This is a genomic window from Streptomyces sp. NPDC013157 (assembly GCF_042899865.1).
Classification (GTDB): domain Bacteria; phylum Actinomycetota; class Actinomycetes; order Streptomycetales; family Streptomycetaceae; genus Streptomyces.
In genome coordinates this window covers 101,125-121,879 of record NZ_JBIBAK010000006.1, presented here as the reverse complement: position 1 = coordinate 121,879, position 20,755 = coordinate 101,125, and the positions used below count along the sequence as shown (strand labels likewise).

The window sequence follows — 20,755 nt, the reverse complement described above, 5'->3', positions numbered from 1 at the left end:
GGGGAGAAGGTCAGGCAGCGGCGGCGACGTCACCGAGCTGCGTGTTGACGACGGCGAGCAGCTCGCGGGGCGTCTTGGCCTCGGTCACCACGGTGTCGTCCAGCGTGATGTCGTACTCCCGCTCGATGCGCCCGCAGGTCTCCAGGATGGCGAGCGACTCGTAGCTGAGCTCCTCGAAGTCGGTGTCGAGGATGTCCCCGTCGAGATCGACGCTCTCATCGGCGCCGGCGGCCTCCAGCAGGATCCGCTTGAGGTCGTCGAGGGTGAAGGACTGGGTGGCCACGGTGATCTTCCTTTCACGACTACGAATGGGAACGCCCGCCCTGTCGGCCCCGGGCGTGGGAGAGATGGGGGGGCCGGGAGGACGGGCGGGTCTGGGGGGAGTTCGGTGGGGGGGCTGGGGTCATTGGGAGAAGCTGGGGTCGGTGGGGGCTGGGGTCGGGGTGGGGACGCTCACCGGCGCCGACCGGGTGCCGCCGGCGCCCACCCGTGCCGCCCCAGCGGCACGACTGCCCGCGGCCAAAGGTGGCACGACTGCCCGCGGCTGAATGGATGTGGCTGGGGCAGCGCCCCGTAAGGGGCGCTGGGGGTACCCCCGGCCGAAGGCTGGGGGAGGAACTGCGCGATCAGCCCCCACCGGGCCAGCCGCGCCACCGCGCGAGCCGCTACGGTCGTGGGCGAAACTACGCCCGTACGACCATGGCAGAGTTGAACCCGGCATAACCGCGGGCCAGCACCAGCGCCGACCGCACCTCGGTCAGTCGCGGCTCCCCCACCACCAGGTCGAGGTCGTAGCCCGCCTCCGGCGAGACGTTCACCGTCGCCGGCACCACCCCGTCCCGGACGGCCAGCAGCGCCGTGGCGACATCCAGCGGCGCCGCTCCCGAGTAGAGCCGCCCGGTCATCGTCTTCGGCGCGGTCACCGGCACCCCGTGCGGCCCGAACACGTCGCTGATCGCGTCCGCCTCCACCCGGTCCAGCTCCGGCACGGCCGCCGCGTCGGCGAACACCACGTCCACGTCGGCCGCGTCGGCGCCCGCGTCGGCGAGGGCCAGCTCGATCGCCTTGCGCAGCCCCGGCGGCCGCCCGCTCCCCGGCGCCGGGTCGAACGTCGCGCCGTACCCCGCGATCTCCCCGTACACCCGGGCACCGCGCCGTACGGCCATCTCCTCGGCCTCCAGGATCAGGATCGCCCCGCCCTCGCCGGCCACGTGCCCGGCCGCGGCGGAGTCGAAGGGCAGGTACGACCGGTCCGGCTCCTCCGACGTGGACAGCCGGTCGCTGGCGAGCTGCGCCACCCAGCCCCACGGGCAGATGGACGCGTCGATCGCCCCGGAGACGATGAGCTGCGTCCCCTTCCGGATCTGCCGGCGCGCGTGCGCGAGGGCCTCGAGGCCGCCCGCCTGGTCGGAGACGACAACCCCGCTCGGGCCCTTCATGCCGTTGCGGATGGAGATCTGGCCGCTGTTGACGGCGTAGAACCAGGCGAACGACTGGTATGCCGAGACGAACTGGCTGCCCTGGCTCCACAGCTTCTGCAGCTCGCCCTGCCCGAACTCGAAGCCGCCGGAGGAGCTGGCGGTGACGACGCCCATGTCGTAGGCGGGCAGGTCGGCCGGAGTGACCTCCGCGTCGGCCAGCGCCCAGTCCGTCGCGACGAGCGCAAGGCGGGTCATGTGGTCGGTCTGGGCGAGCAGCCGGCTCGGCAGGTGTTCCCCGGCGCTGAACCCGGGCACCTCACCGGCCAGCTTCGCCGGATACCCGGACGGGTCGAACCGCGTGATGCGGCCGATCCCGCTCTTCCCGGCGCGGGCGGCCGCCCAGTAGTCGGTCGTGCCAAGGCCGTTGGGCGCGGCGATGCCGAGCCCGGTCACCACGGTCCGCGTGCTCATGCGGCCGCGCTCCTCTCCGGTCGGGCGAGCACCATCGCGCTCTGGAAGCCGCCGAACCCGCTGCCCACGGTGAGCACCGCGTCGGTGCGGTGCTCACGGGCGGTGAGCGGGACGTAGTCCAGGTCGCACTCGGGGTCGGGGGTGTGCAGGTTCGCCGTCGGGGGCACGACGTTGTGCTCCATGGCGAGGACGGACGCGGCGATCTCGATGGAGCCGATCGCGCCGAGCGAGTGCCCGACCATCGACTTGATCGAGGAGACCGGGGTCCGGTAGGCGTGGTCGCCGAGGCTCTTCTTGAACGCGGCGGTCTCGTGCCGGTCGTTCTGCTTGGTGCCGGAGCCGTGCGCGTTGATGTAGTCGATCGCCCCGGGGTCGAGGTGCGCCTCGTTCAGGGCGACCGTGATGGCCTCGGCCATCTCCGCGCCGTCGGGCCGCAGCCCGGTCATGTGGAAGGCGTTGCAGCGGGAGGCGTACCCGGCGATCTCGGCGTAGATGTGCGCGCCCCGCCGCTTCGCGGCCTCCAGCTCCTCCAGGACGAAGACGGCCGACCCCTCCCCCAGCACGAACCCGTTGCGGGTGCCGTCGAAGGGGCGGGAGGCGTGCTCGGGGTCGTCGTTGCGCGGGGTGGTGGCCTTGATGGCGTCGAAGCAGGCCAGGGTGATCGGGGAGATCGGGGCGTCGGTGGCGCCGGCGATCATCGCACAGGCCGAGCCCTCCCGGATCAGCTCCACGGCGTGCCCGACGGAGTCGAGCCCCGACGTGCAGCCGGTCGACACGACCGTGGCCGCGCCCTCCGCGCCCACCGCCCAGGCGACCTCCGCCGCGAACGAACTGGGCACCAGGTAGTTGTAGAGGTGCGGGACGGCGTAGGTGTGGTCGACGAGGTCGAGCCGGCCGCCGTCGCTGACCACCCGGTACTCCTGGTCGAGCCCCATGGTCGCGCCGACCGCGCTGCCGATGGTGACCCCGACCCGGTAGGGGTCGGCGCCGGACAGGTCGAGCCCGCTGTCGGCGAGGGCCTCCCGGGCGCTCACGACGGCCAGCTGCGCCGCACGGTCCATCCGCCGTATCTCCTGCGGGCTCAGCCCGTGCTCCTCCGGATCGAAGTCGACCTCGGCGGCGACCCGGGAGCGGAAGGAGGACGGGTCGAAGAAGGTGATGCCGCGGGTCGCGGTGCGGCCCTCGCTGAGCAGGTTCCAGAAGTTCTTGGTGCCGACACCGCCGGGGGCGATGACACCGACCCCGGTGATGACCACTCGCCTGGCGTTCACGCCCGGCCCTCCCAGTCGTAGAAGCGCGTGGCGACCGCGTCGGCGGGAGACCGCCAGGTGGCGGGGTCGTACGCCTGGATGAACGGCTTGAGGTCCTCGCTGATCCGCACGAACCGCGGGTCGCTCTTGGCCTCCTCGATCAGCTCACCGCCGTTGTCGGTGTCGAAGCTCTGGAGGTGGAAGTACAGCCCGCGGTACGCGAAGAGCTCCCGCCGCCGCGTGCCCATCAGATGCGGCATCTCGGTCCGGTCGAACTCCCCGAACAGCCGCGCGACCTCCTGGCTGCTACCCGGTTCCATCCGGGCCACGATCAGAGTGCTGTGCATGAAAACTCCTCAAGGAAAAGCGCCCCGTCAGGGGCGCTGGGGGCACCCCCGGCCGAAGGCTGGGGGAGGAACTGCGCGACCAGCCACGACGGCGGGGCAGCCGCAACACGACACGACCCGGCACTCTCGGCAGCGCCCTCAGCGGGCAGGCCCGAACCACCGCTCAAGGGCCATCGGCAGATCCGCATGACTACCCGGCGCCGCCCACGCCACATAACCGTCGGGCCGCACCAGCACCGCGGACGTACCCACCAGCACGCCGTCGCCCGGCACCGCCGTGACGACGTCCACCCGGTCCCGCCAGGCCCAGGCCCGCTCCCGCAGCCTCGCGTTGTCGGCGAGGTCCAGCAGCACACCCCGCCCGGCGCGCAGCGCCTCCGTGCTGGAGGCCACCCTCCTGTGCCCGGTGAGCGGCACGTTCGGCAGCCGTCGGCCGAGCAGCGCGCCCGCGCCCCCGTCGAGGTCGTAGTGGATCTCAAGACCCGACACCATCGCCGCCAGGTGCCTGCCGACCTCCGGATACCGGATCAGCTCGTTGAGCACGTCGCGCAGCGGCTGCACCTCGGGCCCGGACAGGAACAGCAGCCCCTGCGCCCGGGTGTTCATCATCAGCCGCTCCCCGACCGGGTGCCGTTCGTCGTGGTAGGTGTCGAGCAGCGTCTCCGGCGCCCGCCCCCGCACCACCGCACCCAGCTTCCAGCCGAGGTTCACGGCGTCCTGGATGCTGGTGTTCATGCCCTGCCCGCCGGCCGGGAGGTGGATGTGCGCGGAGTCGCCGGCGAGGAGGATCCGGCCCCGCCGGTACTCGGTGACCAGGCGTGTGCCGTCCCCGAAGGACGACACCCACACCGCCTCGGCGTGCGAGATGTCGTCGCCGGTCAGCCGCTGCCAGGCCGCCGCGGCCTCCGCCCAGGTCGGCGGCTTCTCGCGGCGCTGCGGCGGGGTGCCGCGCTCGCAGATGATCAGCCGGGTGATGCCGCCGGGCAGCGGCCCGACCATCACCATCCCGCCGGGCAGGGTCTCCCCGATCATCCGGGGCTCCAGCTCGATGCCGCGCACGTCGGCGAGGTACATCTCCAGCGTCGACGGCGTCCCCGGGAAGTCGAACCCGGCGGCCTTGCGGATGGTCGAGCGGCCGCCGTCGCATCCCACGAGGTACTCGGCGCGCAGCCGGTGCACGCCCTCGGGGCCGCGCACCTCGACCTCGACGCTGTCCTCCTTCTCCTTGACGGAGAGCACCTCGTGCCGGCGCCGGATGTCCGCGCCGAGCCGGCCGGCCCACTCCTCCAGGACGGTCTCGGTGACCGACTGCGGGATCGTTTTGGCAGCCTGGTGGGCGCCGTCGAGGACACCGAAGTCGACCGGCAGGCCGCCGAAGTGGCCCACGTTGCTGACCTCGATGTCCCCGAAGCGGGGCAGCAGTCCGCGCTGGTCGAAGACCTCCATGGTGCGGGCGGTGAAGCCGAGCCCGCGCGACTCTCCGGTGCGCGCGGGCAGCTTCTCCAGGACGATGACGTCGGCGCCCGCGAGCCGTAGCTCGCCCGCGAGCATCATGCCGGCAGGACCGGCGCCCACGACGATGACTTGTGCGTCCATGACACTCCTCGGGAACGGTTCCGTACGGCCCCGTCGGGGAGACCGTCGGCGAAGACGAACTGTCAGCGGTACCGGCGGCCGATCGCCCGGTTGGCCACGTGCGCGGCCGCCGCGTGCCGCGGGTCGGGTGCCAGCGCCTCGTGCCGTACGGCGACTTCGGCGAGCTTGATGGCGTGCTCGTCGCCGATCCGGACGGCCTCGGCGAACAGGGCGGCCGGGTCGGGGGCCGCCGGCAGCGGGGCCGCGGGCCGGGGCACGGCGTGGAACCAGTCGAGCATCGTGCGGCTGACGGCCCGCGCCACCCGGTACGACGGCCACCGCTGCTCCGCCGGCAGGTGCTCCACCACCAGCCGTACGGCGGCGGGCCCGGTGACCGAGTGGATCAGCGGGATCGGGTGCGGGAGGGAGAGCGTGGCGTAGATCCCGCAGAACTCGGCGACGAGCTCGTCCAGCGCCCGTACGACATCATCGCCGTCGCCGTCGCCGTCGTCACCGGCTGGGTGCTCCGGGACCACGACTCCGCCCTCGGAGTACCGGGCCGCCCAGTACCCCAGCCCCTGTGCCAGTTCGGCCAGTTGCATGCGGTGGTCGGGGCCGGCGGTCACCACCGCCCGGACCGCGTGCGCGGTGCGGATCACCCCGTGGGTGAGCACCCCGGACATGCCGGGCAGCAGCCGGGGCCACCAGCGGGCCAGGACGTCGGTCCACTCCCCCTCGGCCAGCTCGCGCTCGAACAGGCCGGTCCAGTCGGCGACCCGGCCGAACTCGCCGAGCGCCTGCCGCCAGTCGGCCTCGTCGGCCGGGTCGAGGGTGAACCGCCGCTCGGGCACGTCGTGGAAGGTGTGGCTGCGCAGATGGCCCTCCACCCAGCCGGGCACCTCGTCGGCGTAGCCCATGTGGGCGAGGGCCTCGGCGGCCATCGGGGCGTGGTTGACGAAGCTGCGCCCGTGTTCGTACCCCACGGAACGCAGCCGCTCCAGGGCACCGTTCATGGCGTCGGTGTAGGTGAGTGCTGCCAAGGCGATCAGTCCTTGATGTCGCAGATCGCGGCCCCGGCGGCGAGGGCCTGCCCCACCTCGGCGGCGATACCGGTGACCGTGCCGGACCGGTGCGCGGTGAGCGGCTGCTCCATCTTCATGGCCTCGAGTACGACGACCAGGTCGCCCTTCTCGACCGGCTGCCCCTCGGCGACGGCGACCTTGACGACGGTGCCCTGCATGGGAGAGCTGAGCGTGTCCCCGGAGGCGGCGGGGGCCGAACCGCCCGCGGTGCGGCGGCGGGACCGGGGCGCGGCGACCGCCCCCACGAGCGTCCGGTCGGGGACCCTGCCCAGCGCCGCCGGCAGCGAGACCTCCAGCCGGTGCCCGCCGACCTCGACCACCACCGTCTCGCGACCGGCCTCCTCCGTCTCGGAACCGGCAGCCGGGGCCGCGGTGAAGGCCTCGATCCCGTTGACGAACTCGGTCTCGATCCACCGGGTGTGGATGCGGAACGGGTCCCCGGTGAAGGCCGGGTCCCTGACGACCGCCCGGTGGAACGGGATCGCCGTGGCCATCCCCTCCACGCGGAACTCGTCGAGCGCCCGTGCGGCCCGCTCCAGCGCCTCGGCGCGGGTGCGGCCGGTGACGATCAGCTTGGCGAGGAGCGAGTCCCAGGCCGGGCCGATCACGCTGCCCGGCTCCACGCCCGCGTCCAGCCGTACCCCCGGACCCGACGGCGGCTCGAAGACCGTCACCGTGCCCGGCGCGGGCAGGAAGCCCCGGCCCGGGTCCTCGCCGTTGATCCGGAACTCGAAGGAATGGCCCCGCAGTTCGGGGTCCCCGTAGCCGAGTTCCTCGCCGTCGGCGATCCGGAACATCTCCCGCACCAGGTCGATGCCGGCGACCTCCTCGGTCACCGGATGCTCCACCTGGAGCCGGGTGTTGACCTCCAGGAAGGAGATCGTGCCGTCCTGCCCGACGAGGAACTCGCAGGTTCCGGCGCCGACGTAGCCGGCCTCGCGCAGGATGGCCTTGGACGCCCGGTACAGCTCGGCGGTCTGCTCCGGCGTCAGGAACGGTGCCGGAGCCTCCTCCACCAGCTTCTGGTGGCGGCGCTGCAGCGAGCAGTCACGGGTCGATACGACCACGACGTTGCCGTACCGGTCCGCGAGGCACTGCGTCTCGACGTGCCGCGGCCGGTCCAGGTAGCGCTCCACGAAGCACTCGCCGCGGCCGAAGGCGGCCACCGCCTCCCGCACCGCCGACTCATAGAGCTCCGGCACCTCCTCCAGGGTCCGGGCGACCTTCAGCCCGCGCCCGCCGCCGCCGAAGGCCGCCTTGATGGCGATCGGCAGGCCGTGCTGCTCCGCGAACGCCACGACCTCGTCCGCACCGCCCACCGGGTCCGGGGTGCCGGCCACCAGGGGCGCGCCCGCCCGCTGGGCGATGTGCCGGGCCGCCACCTTGTCGCCGAGGTCGCGGATCGCCTGCGGCGGCGGGCCGATCCAGGTCAGGCCCGCGTCCAGGACCGCCTGCGCGAACTCGGCGTTCTCGGAGAGGAACCCGTAGCCGGGGTGGACGGCGTCCGCCCCGGTCTCCCGGGCGGCCCGCAGGACCTTCCCGATGTCCAGGTAGCTGGTGGCCGGGGTGTCACCGCCCAGGGCGAAGGCCGTGTCGGCGACCTTGACGTGCAGGGCGTCGCGGTCCGGGTCCGCGTAGACGGCGACGCTCGCGATCCCGGCGTCCCGGCAGGCTCTGGCCACGCGTACGGCTATCTCGCCACGGTTGGCGATGAGCACCCTGCGCATGTCAGGACGCCTGCCGGGCGTGCTGGAAGCGGTCCGCGCCGGTCTCCAGCGGGCCCAGGGAGCCGTCGAAGAAGATCAGCGGTTCCAGACCGTGCTCGGGGACGCCCAGCTCCACCACCTCGCCGATGACGATGTCGTGGTCGCCGGCGGTGTGCACGTCGACCGTGGTGCAGGTCAGGTGGGCGAGGGCCTCGCTGAGCACGGGCAGCCCGTCCTCGGTGAAGTGGTGCGGGACGCCCTCGAAGGCGCTCGCGCCGGCGGTGGCCCGGCGTCCGGCGAAGTGCCGGGCCAGCGGCTGCTGCCGTCCGGACAGGAAGTTCACGGTGAACCCGCCGCTCCGCTCCAGGAGCGTGTGCAGCCGGGACCGGTGGTGCAGACAGAACAGCACCAGCGGGGGGTCCAGCGAGACCGAGGTGAACGAGTTGACGGTGGTGCCGTCCGCGTCGCCGTCGGGGCCGGTGGTGATGACCGTGACGCCGGTCGTGAACAGGCCGCACACGCGGCGCAGATCCAGCGGTTCGACGGGCCGGGTCTCTTCGGCGCGGGTCAGCGACCGCGCTGCTGCGGACATGCGGATCCCTTTCTGGCTTGGCTGGGAGTGGTCAGAGGAGCTTGCGGACCTTCGCACCGGCCTTGAGGATGCCGAGCAGGAACTCGCGGCCGACGCTGTTCATCTCGGCGGGGGCCTCGACGGAGGCCCAGTACAGGAAGCGGGCCATGGTCAGCGTGGACGGGTAGATGAACCGCTGCTCCTCGTCCTTCCAGCCGAAGACCGGGTTGACGACCGGGGACTCCTTGAGCAGCCCGAAGACGATGTCGGCGGCCTCGTCGCCGGTGAGCGCGCCGGCCTCGTACTTCTCGCAGGTCTCGGCGGTGGTCTCCAGGATCCGCTTGAAGGAGTCGCTCTGCGGCCACCACAGGCCGGGGTGGGCCACGTTCTCCAGCTCGTCGAAGTGGCGTACGTCGTGGTCCTTGAAGTGCTTGAGGCGGGCCCGGGTCAGCCGCATGGTGCCGGGGGTGATGAAGGAGCCCCAGACCCGGAAGACCGCGTTCCACAGCCGGAAGTGGGAGAAGGCGATGAAGGAGCTGTTGACCAGGTCGTCGTTGTACTGGAGCAGGCCCTGCTCGACGCGTTCGACGTACGCGAAGCGCTCGGCGGAGAAGTCGCCGTCCTTGAGGGCGGGGATCAGCCGCGAGGTGAGCGCGTCGACGACCTCCATGGTGTTCGACAGGCCGCGGGAGAACAGCGGGTCGAGGAAGCCGGCCGCGTGGGACATCAGGCACCAGCGGTCGCCGATGGTCTGCTTCGAGGAGTACTGCAGCCGGTCGGTGGAGATCCACTCGCGGACCCGGGTGGCGCCGTCGAACTGGCGCTTGACCGCCGGGTACTTGTCGAGGAAGGACTGGAACTCCTGCTCCGGGGTGAGGTCCTTGGGCTTGGGGTAGGTGCGCTCGTCCATCGTCAGGCCGACGCTGCACAGCGGGTTGCGGGACTTGGGGTGGTTGTCGAAGGGGATGATCCAGAACCAGCCGCGCTCGATGAGGTGGTGCATGGTGCCGGTGTGCCAGTCGGCCGGCGGGCGCAGCTCCCGGGGGTGGCCGCTGACGTCGTCGAACCGCTTGATGCCGACGTAGTGCGTGAACATCGAGCGGGAGTGGTGCTTGAAGCGGGCGGTGGGCTTGTCGCGCAGGTCGAACTTGTCGGCGAGCGGGGAGCGGAAGCCGGAGGCGTCCACCAGGTACTTCGCCCGGTACAGCTCGGGTTCGGCGCCGGGGGCGGCGCTGCGGCCGAGGACGGTGACGCCGTCCTCGTCGAACTCGACCTCGTTCGCACGCCAGTTCTGCCGGGGGGTGCATCCGTACGTGACGGCGACGTGGAACATGAAGGAGTCGCTGTCCTGCCGGAACATGTGGCTGTTCTGGTGGAATATCTTCGGCAGTGCGAGCTGGGTGGCCTCACGCGGGTTCGGCTCTTTTCCGACCTCGTGCTTCATGAAGCCGAAGTGGGCCTTCGTGCCGAAGGTCGGTGCGATGTCACGGGTGGAGGCCTCGACACTCGCCAGGCTTTTCAGCTCGGGAATATCGTGGCGTTCGGAGAGGATGTGGATCCATTCCACGAGCTGCGGGGTCATGGACTCGCCGATGGCGAAGCGCGGGTGCGCGGCGGCGTCGACGAGCAGCACCTTTGCACCGTGCTTGGCCAGGACGGCACCGGTGACGGAGCCGGCGAGGCCCGAGCCGAGGATGATGACGTCGAAGGTCATGTCCTCGGGTATGCGCGCCGGTTCCGGCGCGCCGTCGGTCTTCTGGGCGACCATGACTGTCTCCTTCGTCGAGGGGCGGTGCGCAACGGGAAAACCATGTGCCGCGGGACATCCGCATAAAAAAGGCCCCTCGCGGCCCTTCCGAAAGGAAATCGGAAGGGCGGTGCGAAGAGCCTGGAAAAGGGCGCGGAGTATCCGCTGAATTAAGCGTGACATCCTTTGGCCAGAGGGTCAACCCCTGGCGGAAACGGATGACTTGGTGTTCTCGGCGAATGCCGGACCGGAATGCGTCGGGGCCAGGAGTTTCAGCAGCAGTTCCCGCAGTTCGTCCTCGCCGCCGGGGCCGAGCATGGCGGCGACGTCCGCGGCGAGCCCCGCGACGGCCCGGGCCACGACACCGAGTTGCTCGCGGCCGAGGTCGGTCACTTCGAGGGCGTAGCGGCGCCGGTCGTGCGCGTCCCGGCCGCGGCGCACCAGGCCCAGCTTGACGAGTTCGTCGACGAGCTGGGAGGCGGCGGGCCCGGTGATGGCGAGCAGTTCGGCGAGCCGCTGCTGGGCGATGGGCCCGAGCACGTCGAGGGCGGAGAGCGGGCCGTAGTGCCGCACCCTGAGTCCGGTGCCGGCCAGTTTGTCGTCGCCGTGCTTGCGCAGCCGGTGGTGGGCCTGCCCGACCAGGTACTCGGTGCCCTGCACGAGGGGCTGCGCGGACTCGGGCAGCAGCCGGGCCAGCAGCTCGTCGAGCCGGGCGGTCTCCTCGTCCGTCAGTACGGCGGTGAGCCGGGCGTCCCGCTCGGCGACCGCCCGCCGGCTGGCCTCGACGGCCTCGCGTCCGCGGTCGGTCAGGGAGAGCACGTACTGGCGCCGGTTGTCGGGGTTGCGGGTGCGCCGGACCTCGTCGCGGGCCTCCAGCCGGTCGATGACACCGACCATGATGGTGCGGTTGATGCCGAGCCGTTCGGCGAGGTCGAGCTGGGACTCCCAGTCGCGGCCGGTGAGCGCGTCGAGGACCAGGAAGTCGCGGGGGTCGCTGCCGCCGCCGTCGTCGGTGGCGGCGAACTGCGCGTAGACGCGGCGCAGGAGGTAGCCGATGAAGTCGGTGAGCGCGTCCGGGAGGACGCCGGGGACCTCCGCGGTCTGCTCGGTCCGGGTCACCGGGCCGCGCTCGTCGTCGCTCTCGTACCGCAAGACAGCACCTCCTGCCCGAGTATATCGACGGCTTGCCGGCCGGCTCCGACACCGACACCGGCTGCCGGAACCGGGAACCGGCGACCCCGCCCGGAAGCAGTCAGGGCGGGGCCGCCGGGGTCGGTCACAGGGCGACGGGCGGGTGCTCGGCGTCCTGCTGCTGGGGGCGGGTGCCCGGGAGGGTGGCCAGGGCCACGATCAGGGCCAGCAGGTAGAAGGCGCCGCCGAGCAGGAACCCGTACGAGTAGCCGGTGGTGAGGGCGTGCGGGACGCTGCCCGGCAGCTCGTGGTCGGTGATGGCGGTGGCCGCCGCGGCGAGGGCCGCCAGGCCGATGGCGCCGCCGATCTGCTGGGCGGTGTTGACCAGACCGGAGGCCGCGCCGGTGGCCTGCGGGGCGACCCCGCGGACGCTGACGATGGTGACGGCCACGAAGACCATGCCGAGGCCGAGACCGGCGACCAGCTGGGCCGGCAGCAGCGCGGCCCACGGGGTCTGGCCGGGCTCGATGAAGCTGAACCAGACCATGCCGGCGGTGCCGATCAGCAGACCGAGGGCGATCACGTTGCGCTCGGGCAGCTTGGCGAGCAGCTGCGGGCCGACGCCGCCGGCCGCGATGCCCATGCCGAGGGCGAAGGGCAGGTAGGCGACGCCGGTGACCATCGGGGCGTAGCCCTTGACGAGCTGCATGTAGAGGGTCAGGAAGTAGAAGGTGGCGAGCATGCCCGCGCCGACCAGGAACATGATCAGGTTGGCGCCGACGCGGCTCCTGTCGGCGAGCACCCCGCGCGGGATCATCGGCGCCTTGCTCGCGCGCTGGATCAGGACGAAGGCGAAGATCAGGACGAGCGCGGCGCCCAGGCCGATCAGGGTGACGCCGTCGCCGAAGCCCTTGTCGCCGGCGCGGTTGATGGCGTAGACGAGCGAACCGAAGCCCAGGGTGGCGGTGAGCGCGCCGGGCACGTCGACCTTGCCGCGCTCGCGCTCGCCCTCGACGAGGACGCCGGTGCCGAACAGGACGGCCAGGGCGATCGGGATGTTCACGAACATCACCCAGCGCCAGCTCAGGTACTCGGTGAGCGCGCCGCCGAGCAGCAGGCCGACGACCGAACCGAGGCCGCCCATCGCGCCGTAGACACCGAGCGCCTTGTTGCGGGCGGGGCCGGCCGGGAAGGTGGTGGCCAGCAGGGACAGGGCGGTGGGGGCGGCGATGGCGGCGCCCGCGCCCTGGATCACCCGGGCGGCGATGAGCAGTTCACCGCTCTGGGCGAGGCCGCCGAGCAGTGAGGCGGCGGTGAACAGGACCAGTCCGGTGCGGAAGACCCGGCGGCGGCCGAAGAGGTCACCGGCGCGGCCGCCGGCCAGCAGCAGACCGCCGAAGGCCAGGGCGTAGGCGGTGACGATCCAGCCGAGGCCGGACTCGCTGAGCCCGAGGGCGCTCTGCATGCTGGGCAGGGCGACGGCGACGATCGTGTTGTCGAGGACGAGCATGAGCTGGGCCGCGGCGATCACGAGTAACGCCAGTCCGAGTTTGCCGTCCTGCTGCGGCGGGGCCGCGGCCTTGGGGACGGCCTGAGTGCGGTCTTGCAGCGACATGGGATGTCTCCGTGTCTGTCTCAGGGTTGGGGGGTGTCGAGCGGAACCCTCGGGGTCCGGTCAGCGGGTGGTGGTGGCGGTCTTCGGGGTCCAGATGGCGAGGTCCCCGTAGGCCTTGCGCCAGTCGTTCTCGTAGGCGTTGCGCAACGGCTCGGGCATCTTGCCGAGGATGTGGGCGACCTTCGCGGCGTCGATGTCGTCGAGCATCCAGGGCAGGTAGCGGGCGGAGTCGTCGCCGATCCGGGTGCGCTGCTCGGCGGAGAAGTCCTGCCACTGCTCCTGGGAGAGCGTGATGTCCATGAGCTGCAGGGCGTCCCGCTCCTCGTGGTCGAGGTGGCCGCCGAGCTGGGTGCAGAGGGTGTCGGTCAGGCCGGTCAGGCGCTCCAGGCCGGAGTCGCGGTCGGCGAGGGCGGCGTCGATGTCGGCGAGCAGCGGGTCGATGACCCCGTGCTCGGCCTCCATGTCGGCGAGCAGGGCCAGTTCGGCGTCCTTGCCCACCAGCGCGGCCTCCATGACCGGCCAGATCTTCACGTCCTCGGAGGTGTGGTGGACGGTCAGGAACTTCTTGAACAGCTCCCAGCCGACCGCGGTGCTCAGTACGTGCCGGGGGTCCTCGTCGACCCGCGCGGTGATCCGGGCGATCCGCTCCAGCTCACGGCGGAGCGCGTCGTGGATCGCGAACATCATCGTCATGTCGAGGTTCTTGAAGTCCTGGCTCATCGTTCTCTCCCTCATGCTGCGTCGTACTGCGAGAGTATCGTCAACCTGCTTATCTATCAAGCTTCCAACTAGCAACCTTCCAACCATCAGGGCTTGAACTGTTCGCCGGTCGGCGGCTGACCCCGCTGTCACGCCCGTAGGCACAGGTCAGCGGGTTCTCGCGATCTCCAGGGCGGGCTCGTCCTGGCCGATTCCGGCCGTCTCCCGTCCGAGCTCCTCGTCGATCCCCTTGCGGATCCGGGCCAGCGCCGGGGTGGTCATGGCCGTGGTGAGCAGCGCCATCAGCACGAGGACGGTGAACAGCTCCGGCCCGATGACACCCAGCCCGAGCCCGATGTTGAGCACGATCAGCTCGGTCAGGCCACGGCAGTTCATCAGCGCGCCCAACGACATGGAGTCCCGCCAGCCGCGGCCGGAGAGGCGTGCCGCGAGCGTGCCGCCGCCCCACTTGCCGACCACGGCGACGGCGAGCACGGCCCCCGCCCACAGCCACTGGGTACCGCTGCCGCCCAGCAGCCCCACGTCGGTCTTCAGCCCGGTGCTGACGAAGAACAGCGGCAGCAGCACCGGCACGGCGAAGGCCCGCATCCGCGCCGCGGTGACCTCGATCCGCCGGCTGCCGCGCGGGGTGACCACCCCGAACAGGAACGCGCCGAACAGCGCGTGCACCCCGATCCGGTCGGTGGCGAACGCGGCCACGCTCAGCCCGCTGAACAGCACGACCAGCACGACACCGTCGGCGTACCGGCGCTCCGCCCGCGCGGCCCACCTGGCCAGCAGCGGCCGTACGACGAGGAACATCACGGCGGTGAAGACGAGCGCGTACCCGGCGGTGGTCAGGGCCTCCATGGGCGAGTTGCTCTTCGTCACCGCCACCACCGCGGCCAGCAGGCACCAGGCGCTGACGTCGTCCACGGCCGCGCTGGCCATGGCGAGCGCGCCGACCCGGGTCCGGTACAGGCCCCGGTCGGTCAGGATCCGGGCCAGCACCGGGAACGCGGTGATGCTCATCGACACCGCGATGAACAGCACGAACGGCAGCCTCTCGGTGCCGGGCGGCGCGAAGTCGCCGTACATGCCGAGGGCCAGCAGCGTGCCGAGCAGCAGCGGCAGCGCGATCCCGGCCTGGGAGACGGCGACGGCCGTTCTGCTGTTGCCGCGCAGGGATTTGAGGTCGAGTTCGAGTCCGACGAGGAACATGAAGACGAGCAGGCCGAAGTTCCCGAGCACGCCGATGTACGGCAGCGCCGACTGCGGGAACAGCCACGCCTGGGCACCGGGCCAGAGCCAGCCCAGCAGGGACGGGCCGAACAGGATGCCGACGAGTATCTCGCCGACGACGGGGGGTTGCCCAAGCCGTTTGAGCAACTGGGCACCGGCCCTGCAGGCGAGGATCACCACGGGCACGGCGACGAGAAGAGGGGTGAGCGGATCGGGGGCGGCGGCAGCCATCGCGTTCTCCTAATACAGAGGGGATCAGGTGACGCGCCCCGTCAGGGGCGCGGGGAACTGCGCGGCCAGCCACGACGGCGCCGCAGCCGCCCGACAACCGCGCCCGGCACGGGGATGCGCAGAAGGTGCCGCGATCCGTGGTGGACCGGCCACGGGTCCGATGTGGCTCGTCGCGCAGTTCCCCGCGCCCCTGAAGGGGCGCGTTGTCGGCGCCGGAACTTTCAAGTCCCGTAGGGACGGGCGGCCTTGGCGTCGCGCAGCGCCGTCCCCCACCACGTGAGCTGGTCCAGCATCAGCTTGGCCGCGGCCTCGGCCCCGTCGGCATCGGCCGCGAAGCGGCCCTCCGCGTCGTAGTGCTCCAGCACCCGCGGGAACGTCACGACGTCCTTCATCCCCACGCAGTGGAACTCGGCGAAGATCTGCCGCAGATGCTCGATCGCCCGCACTCCGCCGGCCATGCCGAGGCCGTAGCCGACGAACCCGACCGGCTTGGCCTCCCACTCGCTCTGGAAGCTGTCGATGAGGGTCTTCAGCGGACCGGGAACGCTCCGGTTGTACTCCGGTACGACGACCACGTACGCCTCCGCCCCGGCCAGCCGCGGCCGCAGCGCCGCCGCCCGCGGGTCGGCCTCGTCGAGGCTCGCCGGCAGCAGGTGCTCGGCGACGTCGACGACGTCCAGGACCAGGTCGTCGCGGTGGGCGGCGACCCGCGCGAACCAGCCCGCGACGTCCGGGGCGAGCCGCCCGTCGCGGGCGGAGCCGACCAGCAGCGCCGCCCGGACCGGCCGGGTGACCAGGCCGACGGCGGTCACGACCGGGCCACCCGCAGCCGCGCCGGTTCCTCGACCGGCGTCAGCGCGAGGAACTCGGTGGCCTCGACCCGGGAGAGGATCCGCCGGGTCAGGGCGGGCATCTTCGTCGTACCGTCGTCGGTGAAGACCACCGGCCCGGTGACCCGGATCCGGCGGCCGCGCGTGGTGATCTCGCAACCGCCCGCCGCGAGTACGTTCTTGACCCAGTCGGAGCTGGGCCCGTACGGCAGTGTGATGACGATGTCCGCGCCGCGCCGGAACAGCTTGACGGGCGTGGCGAACTCACGCCCCGACTTACGGCCGCGGTGGTGCACCTTCCCGAAACCGGGCAGCCGGCTGAACAGCGGCCCGACGAAATGGTTGGCGAACCGCCGGTTGAAGCGGGCGACTTTCCTGTCGATCGGCATGTCTCAAGTCCCTTGCTCCGTCGAGCCCTTGGCGTCTTGTGGGGTGTGCTGGGGTAGGGCGGCGGACGGCGCCCGGCCCCCGCCGCCGTCAGCGGGGGCCGGGCGCGGCCGGGGCAGCGGATCAGGCCGCGGGCTTGCCCGCACCCGGACCGCCGGCCGGACCGCCGGCCGGGGTCAGCGGGCCGGCCGGCCTGCCGCCGGACTTGAGGAAGCGCTCCAGGGAGAAGTTGTCGACGATGCCCCAGCGCTCGGCGATCCGGTCGCCCTCGAAGCGGAACCAGATGATCGCCTGGTGCTGCACCTGCAGCCCGGTCGGCTGGATGCCGATGAACGGGCCGGTGTGCCGGCCGTGCATGACCCAGCGGATGGCGGCCTTGTCGCCCATCGATATGAAGTCGAGGATCTCGTACTTGATGTCGCTGAACGCGGACTGCTGGATCCGGATGGTGTGCTTGAACGCCTCCGGGCCGCGCATGGAGTCGTCGTGGCTGCCGTGGTTGCGGAAGTCGGCGGTGAGGTAGCGGTCGGCGGCCGACAGGTCGCCGAGGTCCAGGCCCTCGTGGAAGACCTTCTCGATCAGTTCCTTCTGCTGGTCCGCGGTGAGTGCGGTCGGCATGGGTGCGTTCTCCTCTGCTGAAGTGGCTGCTGAAGCGGCTGCCGAAGCGGCTGCCGAAGCGGGCTGGTTTCCCCGGGTGTCGAGGGTCTGTCGGTCGACCTGGGTCACTCCCCTGGGCACGGCGCCGGTGGTCCACACGATCCGCAGCCGCAGCCGGTCGAACCGCCAGCCGTCGGGGGTGCGCCGGGCCGTGCCGGTGAAGCGGCCGCCGAGCTGGAAGTACTGGGTGGGGTCCGGCGGCAGCGGCGAGCCGTGGTGCACGTGGGAGGCGATCAGGCTCCAGCTCAGCTCGGCCCGGTCGCCGTCGACGTCGACCTGGGTCTCCGAGCCGTGGTGGTGGGTGCGGCCCCAGCGCGCCATGATCTCGGTGGTGAAGCCGGACACCCCGGCGAGGCCCTGGTGGCTGCCGACCGGGAACGTCATCTCGATGTCCTCGGTGAACAGGGACCTCGCCCAGGTCTCGTCGAAGCCGCCCTCGTCGAGGCCGGCCAGATAGCGCCCGGCCAGGTCCCGCAGGCTCAGCACGTCGGTGAGCCGGGCGGCCTCGGCCGTCATGACACCCGGCGCGCTTCGGTCCGGGCGTCCGTCGCGTAGATCACGACGTCGTCGGGACCGTGCACGACGGCCTTGCCCTCGCCGGTGAGCGCGTCGCCGTCGTGCCGCGCGGTGATGTCGATCTGGATGTACGCGGCCCGGTGGCCGTTGGGGCTGATCTGGGTGACGTCGAGGTTGAAGTCCTCGCGCAGGGAGAACTCCAGCGAGTCGTCGCCGGTGACGGTCCAGGCGCCGGTGCCGGTGCTCTTGCGCGTGGTGACCGAGAGCGAGCCGTCCGGGGCGAAGGCGACGGTGTACTCGTCCACCTCGCCGTCGTGCGTGACCGTACCCGTCCATTGACCGACGGGTGTCCAGGTGGAAACAGGCATCGACCACACTTCCTCAAGTCGGGGCGGAAGGAAAACAAAAAATCCGCGCCCCGGTCGGGGCACGGATTTCGCGAAGAATGCCACGGGCTCGAATGCAGAAGCCCGGGAGAAGCGCCACTGCCGTCAGGGCATGGGGGCGCCGAAAAGAGTGTGACACCTCTGTTCGGTTGCGTCAACTTCCCTTTAAATGAAGCGAGTTGACAATCAATCGGGTAACCGAAGAAGCCCCCGCGGCAGGGGGGATGGGCCGCGGGGGCTGCTTCGTACCGGATCCCCGCACGGATCCGGTTTTCTTGCGGGGTGGTGGTCGGTGAATTCCGTGCGGCGGCGCGGAGCTACTCGAATTCGCTGCGGTTGCCGGGGCTCGTACCGCCTATTCGGTCTCGCTCCGGCGCGCCAGTGCGAAGAGTTCGTCGAGGTCGTACTCGGCTCGCCGGGGGCCGCCGTGGCGGGTGAGTTTGCCGCGGCTGGCCCATTTGCGGATGGTCGCCGGGGTGACGCCCATCGCCAGGGCCGCCAGCTCCGTCGGGACCGTGCGCGGCTTCGCCGTTCCGGTCGCCGGCCCGCTCGCCGCCCCGGCCGGACGGTTCGGCTCCGTCATGTCGTCACCGCCTCCCGGGCCCGGTTCGCGACCAGCAGCCACTGGCGCGGCGGCAGTGCGTGGCCGGCGTCGCAGGCGACCTGCTCCGGCACCCGGTCGCCGCCGTCCGCCGGCAGGACGCCGTAGAGCGTCCCGGCGCACTCCGGCCGGGTGCACGCGCCGAGGGCGAACCGGCGCACCGGGCCCGGGCCGAGCAGGTGGCGGAAGTCGGTGAGGAGTTCGGCGAGTTCCTCGTCGAGGTCGGCGCCCGCCGGGTGCCCGGCGAACCAGGGCAGCTGCCCGCGCAGGAACCCGACCAGCGCGGCCACCCCGCGGCCCGCGGGCCGGGCGCCGGTGCGCTCGTCCACGACGAGCCGCGCCCACAGCGCCATGACCTCGGCCGTCCGGGCCCGCAGGGCCAGCGCCCGTTCGTCGAGCACGATGCCGACGGTGGCGCGGCTGCCGCTCACCCGCTCGCGCAGCACCCGCGCCCCGGGCACCAGTGCCTGGTCGCTCTCCCGGTACAGGTCGAGCAGGGTGCGCAGTCCGCCGTCGATCCGGTCCTGGCAGCGGACGCAGATCCGGCCGCAGCGCCTGCGGCAGTCGCGGCTGACGTGGTCGTCCGTGAGTCGCTCCGGCTCTTCCATTCGGATCCCCCGAATCCTCGGTCCGTGTGGAACTGCATCCAGTCTCAGGGGGGCCGGCGGCCGGTTCAACGCCCGGCGGTTCAGGCTTCCCACAATCCTCCGCAGCTCTGTCAGCGGAGTGTCAAACCTGTGTCAAGTGGCCGGATTTGAGCCCTGTTACAAACAGACCTGTCTGATTGACGATCAATCAGGGCCTTCGTCCGTCGCGCATGTTTCCGGACAACCACCCTCACAGCCAGGGACGTTGGGGTTCTGTGCAGATCGTGCGGAGGTGATCCGACACCGGGGTCCTCCCATGAAACAGGCATGGTTGTATGATTCTTACCACCATTGGCACCGGTGCCCGCAGGTAGTGCATGTACCGGGCACACTGTTGGCAGGGAAGGCGGGTACGACCTGATGCAGGCGCGATCCGAGCACACGCGTCAGGCTCTCGTCCATGCCACCGCCGAGCTCATCGCGGACGGTCGGCTGTCCGACGCGGGACTGGTCAACATCTGCCGCCGGGCCGGGGTCAGCCGGGGGGCGCTCTACCACCACTTCTCCTCCACCACCGCGCTGACCGCGGCCGTGTACGAGGAGGCGAGAGCGCGGGTGGAGGCGCTGACCGAGGAGGCCTTCGCGGGGCCGGCGGCGGACGCGCCCAAACGCTTTCTGTTCGCGCTCGGCGAGGCCATGCGCACCGAGAAGGTCGTCCGGGCGGGCATGCAGCTGGCCGCGGACGGCTCGGCCGGACCGCCCAGGCTCCGCGACGACCTGCTCGCCGCGGTCCACGAGCGGGTCGCGGAGGCGCAGAAGGAGTCGGAGGAGCCGGCCGAGGACCTCGCCGACCTGGCGGTGGTGATGGCCGCGGGCATCGAGACCCTCGGGCACACCGACCCGGGCTGGTGGGACGGCGAGATCACCCAGCGCCTGTGGCGGCTGCTGCGCCCGCTGTTCGACCGGGACCGGCCGCCGGGCCGGGGCGGCGAGCGCAGGATCTGAGAGCGGGCCGCTCACTCCTCGGGCGGCGTCGTGCGCAGCCGCCCGACCAGGCCCGGCGTGGCGAGGCCGGGCAGCAGGAACTTCCACAGGACGCTGGTGCGTTCGGGCAGGTCCGCGCGGCCGGTGTAGGCCTGGGACATGATCTGCAGACCGGTGAAGGAGCCGACGATCAGCGCGGTCACCTCGCGCACGTCCACCCCCGGCAGGATCTCGTCCCGCTTCTCGGCCTCCTGGAGCAGCGTCAGAATGGTGTCCATGGACTGCTCGTAGGTGGTCTGCGGCGGGCAGTCGAACGACGTCTGTTCCGTCGTCAGCCGTACGCTCGCGCGCAGCACCGCGTCGTGCTGCAGGCGCCGGGCGAACTCCAGGGTCAGGTCGATCACCGACTGCAGCCTGACCGGCCGTTCGGGTACTTCCAGGGCCTCGGCGTGGGCCTGCACCAGGGCCAGCGCGATGGCTTCCTTGGAGGGGAAGTGGTGGTAGAGGGACCCCCGGGTGAGGCCGGTGCGGGCCAGGATCTCGTTGGTGCTGGCGGCGTCGTAGCCGCGCTCGTCGAAGACCTGGGCCGCCGCCTCCAGGATCGATCGCCGTGATCGCTTGCCGCGTTCCTGCTGAGCCATGCCAGATCCTTACGCTCTCCCACTGAATTCAACAGACTGGTCTGTATCGTAAGCCGCACTGGCGGCCCGCGGTCAGTA

At 71.6% G+C, this 20,755-nt stretch carries 21 protein-coding genes; 1 reads left to right on the top strand and 20 read right to left on the bottom strand.

The window, feature by feature from the left end:
- Window positions 1-10 precede the first annotated feature (10 nt).
- The 19 genes from ACFY6U_RS19930 to ACFY6U_RS19840 form a co-directional block, all read right to left on the bottom strand.
- Complete coding sequence (locus ACFY6U_RS19930) at window positions 11-283, bottom strand: acyl carrier protein (RefSeq protein WP_351500603.1); 273 nt, start codon at window positions 281-283, stop codon at window positions 11-13.
- Between the two features lie 400 nt (window positions 284-683).
- Window positions 684-1,892, bottom strand: a complete 1,209-nt coding sequence (locus ACFY6U_RS19925) for a ketosynthase chain-length factor (RefSeq protein ID WP_390039921.1) — start codon at window positions 1,890-1,892, stop codon at window positions 684-686.
- The gene (locus ACFY6U_RS19920) at window positions 1,889-3,163 is read right to left on the bottom strand and encodes a beta-ketoacyl-[acyl-carrier-protein] synthase family protein (RefSeq protein WP_390039919.1); all 1,275 of its coding nucleotides are present in this window, start codon (window positions 3,161-3,163) and stop codon (window positions 1,889-1,891) included. Before ACFY6U_RS19920 ends, ACFY6U_RS19925 begins: the two co-directional genes overlap by 4 nt.
- Complete coding sequence (locus ACFY6U_RS19915; protein ID WP_390039917.1) at window positions 3,160-3,489, bottom strand: TcmI family type II polyketide cyclase; 330 nt, start codon at window positions 3,487-3,489, stop codon at window positions 3,160-3,162. The genes ACFY6U_RS19920 and ACFY6U_RS19915 overlap by 4 nt, the downstream gene beginning before the upstream one ends.
- A gap of 138 nt (window positions 3,490-3,627) precedes the next feature.
- Complete coding sequence (locus tag ACFY6U_RS19910; RefSeq protein ID WP_390039915.1) at window positions 3,628-5,085, bottom strand: FAD-dependent monooxygenase; 1,458 nt, start codon at window positions 5,083-5,085, stop codon at window positions 3,628-3,630.
- Window positions 5,086-5,147: 62 nt separating this feature from the next.
- Complete coding sequence (locus ACFY6U_RS19905) at window positions 5,148-6,104, bottom strand: hypothetical protein (RefSeq protein WP_390039913.1); 957 nt, start codon at window positions 6,102-6,104, stop codon at window positions 5,148-5,150.
- Window positions 6,105-6,109: 5 nt separating this feature from the next.
- Window positions 6,110-7,873, bottom strand: coding sequence for an acetyl/propionyl/methylcrotonyl-CoA carboxylase subunit alpha (locus tag ACFY6U_RS19900; RefSeq protein WP_390039911.1), 1,764 nt, complete (start codon window positions 7,871-7,873; stop codon window positions 6,110-6,112).
- 1 nt (window position 7,874) lies between these two features.
- Window positions 7,875-8,444 carry a flavin reductase family protein gene (locus ACFY6U_RS19895; protein ID WP_390039909.1) on the bottom strand — a complete coding sequence of 190 codons (570 nt, stop codon included), beginning with the start codon at window positions 8,442-8,444 and terminating at the stop codon, window positions 7,875-7,877.
- Window positions 8,445-8,475: 31 nt separating this feature from the next.
- A complete protein-coding gene (locus ACFY6U_RS19890; RefSeq protein ID WP_390039907.1) occupies window positions 8,476-10,191 on the bottom strand; it encodes an NAD(P)/FAD-dependent oxidoreductase in 1,716 nt (571 codons plus the stop codon).
- 177 nt (window positions 10,192-10,368) lie between these two features.
- Window positions 10,369-11,289, bottom strand: a complete 921-nt coding sequence (locus tag ACFY6U_RS19885; protein ID WP_390040432.1) for a MarR family winged helix-turn-helix transcriptional regulator — start codon at window positions 11,287-11,289, stop codon at window positions 10,369-10,371.
- Between the two features lie 157 nt (window positions 11,290-11,446).
- A complete protein-coding gene (locus ACFY6U_RS19880; protein ID WP_390039905.1) occupies window positions 11,447-12,916 on the bottom strand; it encodes an MFS transporter in 1,470 nt (489 codons plus the stop codon).
- A gap of 60 nt (window positions 12,917-12,976) precedes the next feature.
- Window positions 12,977-13,636, bottom strand: coding sequence for a hemerythrin domain-containing protein (locus ACFY6U_RS19875; RefSeq protein ID WP_390039902.1), 660 nt, complete (start codon window positions 13,634-13,636; stop codon window positions 12,977-12,979).
- A gap of 147 nt (window positions 13,637-13,783) precedes the next feature.
- Entirely contained in the window at window positions 13,784-15,088 is a 1,305-nt protein-coding gene (locus tag ACFY6U_RS19870) for a cation:proton antiporter (RefSeq protein WP_390039900.1), read from the bottom strand.
- 221 nt (window positions 15,089-15,309) lie between these two features.
- Window positions 15,310-15,900: an NADPH-dependent FMN reductase gene (locus tag ACFY6U_RS19865; protein ID WP_390039898.1), complete on the bottom strand. Its 591-nt coding sequence runs from the start codon at window positions 15,898-15,900 to the stop codon at window positions 15,310-15,312.
- Window positions 15,897-16,307, bottom strand: a complete 411-nt coding sequence (locus ACFY6U_RS19860; RefSeq protein WP_390039896.1) for a nitroreductase family deazaflavin-dependent oxidoreductase — start codon at window positions 16,305-16,307, stop codon at window positions 15,897-15,899. The genes ACFY6U_RS19865 and ACFY6U_RS19860 overlap by 4 nt, the downstream gene beginning before the upstream one ends.
- A gap of 121 nt (window positions 16,308-16,428) precedes the next feature.
- Complete coding sequence (locus ACFY6U_RS19855) at window positions 16,429-17,478, bottom strand: ester cyclase (RefSeq protein ID WP_390039895.1); 1,050 nt, start codon at window positions 17,476-17,478, stop codon at window positions 16,429-16,431.
- Window positions 17,475-17,846, bottom strand: a complete 372-nt coding sequence (locus tag ACFY6U_RS19850) for a dehydrogenase (RefSeq protein WP_256215980.1) — start codon at window positions 17,844-17,846, stop codon at window positions 17,475-17,477. Before ACFY6U_RS19850 ends, ACFY6U_RS19855 begins: the two co-directional genes overlap by 4 nt.
- Window positions 17,847-18,219: 373 nt before the next feature.
- The gene (locus tag ACFY6U_RS19845) at window positions 18,220-18,447 is read right to left on the bottom strand and encodes a hypothetical protein (RefSeq protein WP_390039893.1); all 228 of its coding nucleotides are present in this window, start codon (window positions 18,445-18,447) and stop codon (window positions 18,220-18,222) included.
- Window positions 18,444-19,073, bottom strand: coding sequence for an OvmZ protein (locus tag ACFY6U_RS19840; RefSeq protein ID WP_390039891.1), 630 nt, complete (start codon window positions 19,071-19,073; stop codon window positions 18,444-18,446). Before ACFY6U_RS19840 ends, ACFY6U_RS19845 begins: the two co-directional genes overlap by 4 nt.
- A 399-nt stretch (window positions 19,074-19,472) precedes the next feature.
- Here ACFY6U_RS19840 and ACFY6U_RS19835 point away from each other — a divergent pair, with 399 nt between their 5' ends.
- Window positions 19,473-20,057: a TetR family transcriptional regulator gene (locus ACFY6U_RS19835; RefSeq protein WP_390039889.1), complete on the top strand. Its 585-nt coding sequence runs from the start codon at window positions 19,473-19,475 to the stop codon at window positions 20,055-20,057.
- Window positions 20,058-20,068: 11 nt separating this feature from the next.
- Here the strand turns inward: ACFY6U_RS19835 and ACFY6U_RS19830 are convergent, their stop codons facing one another.
- Entirely contained in the window at window positions 20,069-20,677 is a 609-nt protein-coding gene (locus tag ACFY6U_RS19830; protein WP_351502834.1) for a ScbR family autoregulator-binding transcription factor, read from the bottom strand.
- Window positions 20,678-20,755: the final 78 nt, after the last annotated feature.

Excerpts from the sequence above, each read along its gene's own strand:
- ACFY6U_RS19925 (WP_390039921.1), bottom strand. The coding sequence starts at position 1,892 with ATGAGCACGCGGACCGTGGTGACCGGGCTCGGCATCGCCGCGCCCAAC.
- ACFY6U_RS19915 (WP_390039917.1), bottom strand. The coding sequence starts at position 3,489 with ATGCACAGCACTCTGATCGTGGCCCGGATGGAACCGGGTAGCAGCCAG.
- ACFY6U_RS19910 (WP_390039915.1), bottom strand. The coding sequence starts at position 5,085 with ATGGACGCACAAGTCATCGTCGTGGGCGCCGGTCCTGCCGGCATGATG.
- ACFY6U_RS19900 (WP_390039911.1), bottom strand. The coding sequence starts at position 7,873 with ATGCGCAGGGTGCTCATCGCCAACCGTGGCGAGATAGCCGTACGCGTG.
- ACFY6U_RS19895 (WP_390039909.1), bottom strand. The coding sequence starts at position 8,444 with ATGTCCGCAGCAGCGCGGTCGCTGACCCGCGCCGAAGAGACCCGGCCC.
- ACFY6U_RS19890 (WP_390039907.1), bottom strand. The coding sequence starts at position 10,191 with ATGGTCGCCCAGAAGACCGACGGCGCGCCGGAACCGGCGCGCATACCC.
- ACFY6U_RS19880 (WP_390039905.1), bottom strand. The coding sequence starts at position 12,916 with ATGTCGCTGCAAGACCGCACTCAGGCCGTCCCCAAGGCCGCGGCCCCG.
- ACFY6U_RS19875 (WP_390039902.1), bottom strand. The coding sequence starts at position 13,636 with ATGAGCCAGGACTTCAAGAACCTCGACATGACGATGATGTTCGCGATC.
- ACFY6U_RS19870 (WP_390039900.1), bottom strand. The coding sequence starts at position 15,088 with ATGGCTGCCGCCGCCCCCGATCCGCTCACCCCTCTTCTCGTCGCCGTG.
- ACFY6U_RS19860 (WP_390039896.1), bottom strand. The coding sequence starts at position 16,307 with ATGCCGATCGACAGGAAAGTCGCCCGCTTCAACCGGCGGTTCGCCAAC.
- ACFY6U_RS19855 (WP_390039895.1), bottom strand. The coding sequence starts at position 17,478 with ATGACGGCCGAGGCCGCCCGGCTCACCGACGTGCTGAGCCTGCGGGAC.
- ACFY6U_RS19850 (WP_256215980.1), bottom strand. The coding sequence starts at position 17,846 with ATGCCTGTTTCCACCTGGACACCCGTCGGTCAATGGACGGGTACGGTC.
- ACFY6U_RS19845 (WP_390039893.1), bottom strand. The coding sequence starts at position 18,447 with ATGACGGAGCCGAACCGTCCGGCCGGGGCGGCGAGCGGGCCGGCGACC.
- ACFY6U_RS19840 (WP_390039891.1), bottom strand. The coding sequence starts at position 19,073 with ATGGAAGAGCCGGAGCGACTCACGGACGACCACGTCAGCCGCGACTGC.
- ACFY6U_RS19835 (WP_390039889.1), top strand. The coding sequence starts at position 19,473 with ATGCAGGCGCGATCCGAGCACACGCGTCAGGCTCTCGTCCATGCCACC.
- ACFY6U_RS19830 (WP_351502834.1), bottom strand. The coding sequence starts at position 20,677 with ATGGCTCAGCAGGAACGCGGCAAGCGATCACGGCGATCGATCCTGGAG.